Annotated in this window: 6 protein-coding genes and 1 pseudogene; 4 read left to right on the plus strand and 3 right to left on the minus strand. The window is 71.2% G+C overall.

Features of this window, described 5'->3' with window-relative positions:
- Positions 1 to 128: pseudogene (locus AB7U92_RS21170) on the minus strand (ArsR family transcriptional regulator); the annotation flags it as partial.
- Between the two features lie 209 nt (positions 129 to 337).
- Here AB7U92_RS21170 and AB7U92_RS21175 point away from each other — a divergent pair.
- From AB7U92_RS21175 to AB7U92_RS21190, 4 genes are read left to right on the plus strand one after another with little or no spacing between them, the layout of a single operon-like run.
- Entirely contained in the window at positions 338 to 757 is a 420-nt protein-coding gene (locus AB7U92_RS21175; RefSeq protein ID WP_428581684.1) for a DUF3429 domain-containing protein, read from the plus strand.
- Between the two features lie 7 nt (positions 758 to 764).
- Positions 765 to 2,513 carry a M61 family metallopeptidase gene (locus tag AB7U92_RS21180; RefSeq protein WP_428581687.1) on the plus strand — a complete coding sequence of 583 codons (1,749 nt, stop codon included), beginning with the start codon at positions 765 to 767 and terminating at the stop codon, positions 2,511 to 2,513.
- Complete coding sequence (locus AB7U92_RS21185) at positions 2,498 to 3,604, plus strand: DUF3108 domain-containing protein (protein WP_428581690.1); 1,107 nt, start codon at positions 2,498 to 2,500, stop codon at positions 3,602 to 3,604. The genes AB7U92_RS21180 and AB7U92_RS21185 overlap by 16 nt, the downstream gene beginning before the upstream one ends.
- Before the next feature lie 50 nt (positions 3,605 to 3,654).
- Complete coding sequence (locus AB7U92_RS21190; protein WP_428581693.1) at positions 3,655 to 4,443, plus strand: enoyl-CoA hydratase; 789 nt, start codon at positions 3,655 to 3,657, stop codon at positions 4,441 to 4,443.
- Here AB7U92_RS21190 and AB7U92_RS21195 read toward each other — a convergent pair whose 3' ends face one another.
- Together AB7U92_RS21195 and AB7U92_RS21200 are read right to left on the minus strand one after the other, a co-directional pair.
- On the minus strand, positions 4,444 to 4,998 hold the full coding sequence (locus AB7U92_RS21195; RefSeq protein ID WP_428581696.1) for a pyridoxamine 5'-phosphate oxidase family protein: 555 nt from the start codon (positions 4,996 to 4,998) through the stop codon (positions 4,444 to 4,446).
- Between the two features lies 1 nt (position 4,999).
- On the minus strand, positions 5,000 to 5,319 hold a 320-nt coding region (locus AB7U92_RS21200), incomplete at its 5' end, for an amino acid--tRNA ligase-related protein (protein ID WP_428581699.1).

The following is a 5,319-nucleotide window of genomic DNA, read 5'->3' on the forward strand; positions in this document are numbered from 1 at the left end:
TTCAGCGGTGCGGGCGAGACGAAGATCAGCGCGTAGATCTGGCCGACCGTGCGGTTGATGCCCCAGCGGCTGCCCCTCTCGCCGAAGTGGGCGACGAAGCTGCGCACGAGGGGGGAGAGGGTGTTCATGGGGCCGAGGATGGTCTTGATGACGATCAAGAGCCTACAGGAATTTTCAGGAATTCTTGAAAACTCAGGATTTCCCGCGATGCCGCCAGGGCCGGGCGCGAGGGTTGCCGCCGGCCCGGGCGGCGGCCTCGCCCCCGCGCGGCGACAATCGCGGGCAGTCGTTCTCTCCGGAGCCCTGCGTGACTGCCGCCTCTCTCGCCCCCACCCCCGTGCCCACCCCCGCCGCGCTGCGGCTGGGTCACGCCGGCCTGCTGCCCTTCGTGGCCGGCGCCCTCCTGACCTGGCTGGTGCGGCCCGATGCGCACCCTTACGTGACGGCCGCGCTGTCGGCCTATGCGGCGGTGATCGTCTCGTTTCTTGGCGGCATCCACTGGGGCTTCGCGATGCGCCAGAGCGGCCCGGCCGCCTCGCTGCCGCTGTGGGGCGTGTTGCCCTCGCTGGTGGCCTGGGTGGCGGTGCTGATGCCGGCCTATGCCGGGCTGGTGGTGCACGGCGCGATGCTGGTCGTGTGCTACCTGGTCGACCGTCGCGTCTACCCGGCGCAGGGCGCCGCTGCCTGGCTGACACTGCGCTTCCGGCTCACGGCCGTGGCGTCGTTGAGTTGCTTCATCGGCGCGGCCGGGAGCTGAGCGCGCCATGACCATCCACTACCGCATCGACGTCGAGGACGTCCACGCCCACCTGTTCCGCGTCACGCTGCGCGTGCCGCGCCCGGCCCGCGAGCAGCGCCTGAGCCTGCCCGTGTGGATCCCGGGGAGCTACCTGGTGCGCGAATTCGCGCGCCATCTCTCCGACCTGCGCGCCGAGCAGGGCGGCCGCGCCGTGCCGCTGCGCCAGCTCGACAAGGCCAGCTGGGTGGCCGAGTGCGGTGGCCGCGGCGAGCTGAGCGTGAGCGCGCTCGTCTATGCCTTCGACACCTCGGTTCGCTGCGCCTTCCTCGACGCCAGCCGTGGCTTCTTCAACGGCACCGGGCTGTGCCTGCGCGTGGAGGGCCGCGAGGCCGAGCCGCATCGCCTGCAGATCGGCACGCTGCCACGCGGCTGGCAGGTGGCCACGGCGATGCGCGCCGTCAAGGTCGACACCGCCGGGCGCGGCGCCTACGAGGCGGCCGACTACGATGAACTGGTCGACCACCCCTTCGAGCTCGGCACCTTCTGGCGCGGCCGCTTCGAGGCGCACGGCGTGCCGCACGAGTTCGTCGTCGCCGGCGCGCTGCCCGATTTCGACGGCGAGCGGCTGCTGGCCGACACCCGCCGAATCTGCGAAGCGCAGATCGCCTTCTGGCACGGGGCGCGCAAACCCAAGGTGCCGTTCGAGCGCTACGTCTTCCTGCTCAACACCAGCGAAGACGGCCACGGCGGCCTGGAACATCGCGCGAGCACGGCGCTGCTGAGCGCGCGGCGCAACCTGCCGCAGGCCGGCCGCGCCGAGACGACCGACGGCAATGCCGACCTGCTCGGCCTGATCAGCCACGAATACTTCCACACCTGGAACGTCAAGCGGCTGCGCCCGGCGGAGTTCGCCCGCTACGACTACACGCAGGAGAACTACACCGGGCTGCTGTGGTTCTTCGAGGGCTTCACCTCCTACTACGACGACCTGTTCCTGCGCCGCTGCGGCCTGATCGACACCGCGCGCTACCTGAGGCTGCTGTCGCGCACGCTCACCGGCGTGTCCGCCACGCCCGGCCGCGAGGTGCAGAGCGTGGCGCAGGCGAGCTTCGACGCCTGGGTGAAGTACTACCGCAGCGACGAGAACACGCCCAACGCCACGATCAGCTACTACGCCAAGGGCTCGCTGGTGGCGCTGGCGCTCGACCTCTCGCTGCGCCGCGACGGCAGCTCGCTGGACGAGGTGATGCGCACGCTGTGGACCACCAGCGGCGGCGGGCCGATCTCCGAGGCCGACATCGCGCAGGCCTTGCAGCAGTGCGGTGGGCGTTCCTACGCCAAGGAACTGGCCGCCTGGGTGCACGGCCGCGAGGAACTGCCGCTCAAGGGCTTGCTGTACAGCGCCGGCATGGAATGGCAGTCGCAGTCGGCGAGCGTCGCCCAGCGGCTCGGCCTGCGCGTGAGCGAGAGTGCGCTCACAGGCGTGAAGGCCACCCACGTGCTGCGCGGCGGCGCGGCCGAGGTGGCGGGCGTCGCCGCCGGCGACGAGATCCTGGCGGTGGCCGGCTGGCGCGTGCGCCGGCTCGACGAAGCGCTGCGCCTGCTGGTGCCGGGCCGCGCCGCCGAGTGCCTGGTCGTGCGCGATCAGCGTGTGCTGGCTTTGAAGCTGGTGCTGCCGGCCGATGCCGGCATCGGTGCGCCGGTGAACCTGGCGGCCGACGCCAAGCCCGGCAAGGCGGCGCTGGCGCTGCGCGAGGCATGGCTGGGCCGCTGAGCCGCAGCATTCCACCGCGACGACGTCTTGCCTTCGCCGCGCTGGTGGCGCTCGTGCTCGCCGTGCACGGTTGGCTGGCCGACACGCTGCGCGACCACATCGGCGAGCTTCGATCCGTGGCGACGATGCCGCCGCGCATCGAAGTGACCTACGTGCGCGAACTGGAGCCGGCCGCGCCGCCGCCCGTCGCAGCGCCAGCGGAGCCGCCGAAACCTCCGAAGCCGCCACGGCGTGCGCGCACCCCGGCTGCGCCGGCCTCGGCGCCTTCGCCCGAACCGATGCCGGAGCCCGTGCCGCCGCCGGAGTTGCCCGCGCCCGTACCTGCCCCGACCGTGGCCACGCCCGAGCCGCCGGCTTCCATCCCCGAGGCAGCGCTGTTCGTCGAGGCACCGGCCAGCGCGGCCTCCGCGCCGCCACCGTTCGAGTGGCCGGCCTCCACGCGCCTGAGCTACAAGCTCACCGGCAGCGTGCGCGGCGAGGTGCACGGCGACGCGCAGGTGGAGTGGGTGCGCGAGGGCCTGCGCTACCAGGTTCACCTGGACGTGACCGTCGGCCTGCCCATCGCGCCGCTGATGACGCGCCGCATGAGCAGCGACGGCGAGCTCACCGCGCAGGGCCTGGTGCCGCGCCGCTACGACGAGGACACCAAGATCGCCTTCCGCGACCGGCGCCGCCTGACGATGCGCTTCGAGGACGATGCCATCGTGATGCCCAACGGAGCCCGCCAGCCGCGCTGGGACGGCGTGCAGGACACCGCCAGCCAGTTCGTGCAACTGAGCTGGCTGTTCAGCACGCGGCCCGATCTTCTGCGCACCGGCAACACGGTGGACTTCGCGCTGGCGCTGCCGCGCAACGTGGACCGCTGGATCTACGACGTGCTCGAAGAGGAGCCGGTGGCCACGCACTTTGGCGCGGTCAACGCCTTCCACCTCAAGCCGCGGCGCGTGTCACGGCCGGGCGGCGATCTGGTGGCCGAGGTCTGGTTCGCACCGAGCCTGCGCAACCTGCCGGCGCGCATCCGCATCGAGCAGGATCCGGAGACCTTCATCGACCTGGTGCTCTCGCGCAAACCCGAGCTGGCGGCGCCGTGAGCGCGCCCGGGCCGGCCGTATAGTCATTCCACCGAAGGAGACCCACCCCCATGAGCTACGAAACCATCCTCGTCGAGACCCGCGGCAGCGGCGAGCGCCGCATCGGCTTCATCACGCTGAACCGCCCCAAGCAGCTCAACGCGCTGAACGACACGCTGATGAACGAACTCGGCGCCGCGCTGAAGGCCTTCGACGCCGACGAAGCGATCGGCTGCATGGTCATCACCGGCAGCGAGAAGGCCTTCGCCGCCGGCGCCGACATCGGCGCGATGGCCACCTGGTCGTACATGGACGTCTACAAGAGCGACTACATCACGCGCAACTGGGAGACCATCCGCACGGTGCGCAAGCCGGTGATCGCCGCGGTGGCCGGCTTCGCGCTCGGCGGTGGCTGCGAGCTGGCGATGATGTGCGACTTCATCGTCGCCGCCGACACGGCGAAATTCGGCCAGCCCGAGATCAAGCTGGGCATCATCCCCGGCGCCGGCGGCACGCAGCGCCTGCCGCGGGCGATCTCCAAGGCCAAGGCGATGGACCTGGTGCTGACCAGCCGCATGATGGACGCCGCCGAGGCCGAGCGCGCCGGCCTGGTCTCGCGTGTGGTGCCGGCCGCCGAGCTGATCGACACCACGCTGGCCGCCGCTCAGACGATCTGCGAGTTCAGCGGCCCGAGCGTGATGATGGCCAAGGAATGCGTGAACCGCGCCTACGAGGGGCCGCTGGCCGACGGCATGATGTTCGAGCGGCGCATGTTCCACTCGCTGTTCGCCACCGACGACCAGAAGGAAGGCATGGCCGCCTTCGTCGAGAAGCGCAAGCCGGCGTTCAAGCAGCGCTGATCAGGGTTGTACCCAGCGGGCGCCCTGGCCGTCGAAGATCGCACGCCGATGCCCATCGGCGTGCAACTCCAGCCAGTCCACTGACTCGACCGTGGCGTCGATCACCGCGAAGTACGCCCGCGTGACCGGTGGATGCGCCGGCGCCGGGCCGTGCAGCGGCGCGCCGGGCGGTAGCGGCGAGAGATAGTCCTGCGCCGCCGGCGACAGGCGGATGCGCGCCCAGCGCGACGAGGCCGCCAGCCCCGACATCTCCAGCGACAGCCGCACGCGGCAGCGCAGCTGCCAGCCCAGCGCCGGCGACCACATCACCAGCGTGCCCCGCGGGTGGTTGAGCAGCTGGTGCACCTTGCCGGCGCGCTCGTCGGTGTAGATGAGCAGCTGCCGGGTGCGGGGGTCGACCTCGCGCAGCACCACCGTGCGCGCATCGGCCGCGTCGCCGTTGACGGTGGCCAGCACCGGCGTGCGCCAGGGGTGGGTCTTCTCGGCCACACATCCGGCCAGCTGGTGCCAGACCGCCGCCTCGATCGCGGCCAGCGAGTCGAGGCGATCGTCCATCTCAGCCTTCCTTGCGCAGCGACGGGAACAGGATCACGTCGCGGATGCTCGGGCTGTCGGTCAGCAGCATGATCAGGCGGTCGATGCCGATGCCGCAGCCGCCGGTGGGCGGCATGCCGTACTCGAGCGCGCGGATGAAGTCGGCGTCGTAGTACATCGCCTCGTCGTCGCCGGCTTCCTTGTTGGCCACCTGGGCCTGGAAGCGCGCCGCCTGGTCTTCGGCGTCGTTCAGCTCGGAGAAGCCGTTGGCGTACTCGCGCCCGGTGATGAAAAGTTCGAAGCGCTCGGTGATCGCCGGGTTGCTGTCCGACGCGCGCGCCA

Origin of the sequence: Piscinibacter sp., assembly GCF_050175855.1 — a bacterium.
Taxonomy (GTDB): Bacteria; Pseudomonadota; Gammaproteobacteria; order Burkholderiales; family Burkholderiaceae_C; genus Piscinibacter.

Bases quoted from the DNA above. Each gene is read 5' to 3' on its own strand.
- AB7U92_RS21195 (WP_428581696.1), bottom strand. From the start codon at position 4,998: ATGGACGATCGCCTCGACTCGCTGGCCGCGATCGAGGCGGCGGTCTGG.
- AB7U92_RS21185 (WP_428581690.1), top strand. From the start codon at position 2,498: ATGGCTGGGCCGCTGAGCCGCAGCATTCCACCGCGACGACGTCTTGCC.
- AB7U92_RS21180 (WP_428581687.1), top strand. From the start codon at position 765: ATGACCATCCACTACCGCATCGACGTCGAGGACGTCCACGCCCACCTG.
- AB7U92_RS21190 (WP_428581693.1), top strand. From the start codon at position 3,655: ATGAGCTACGAAACCATCCTCGTCGAGACCCGCGGCAGCGGCGAGCGC.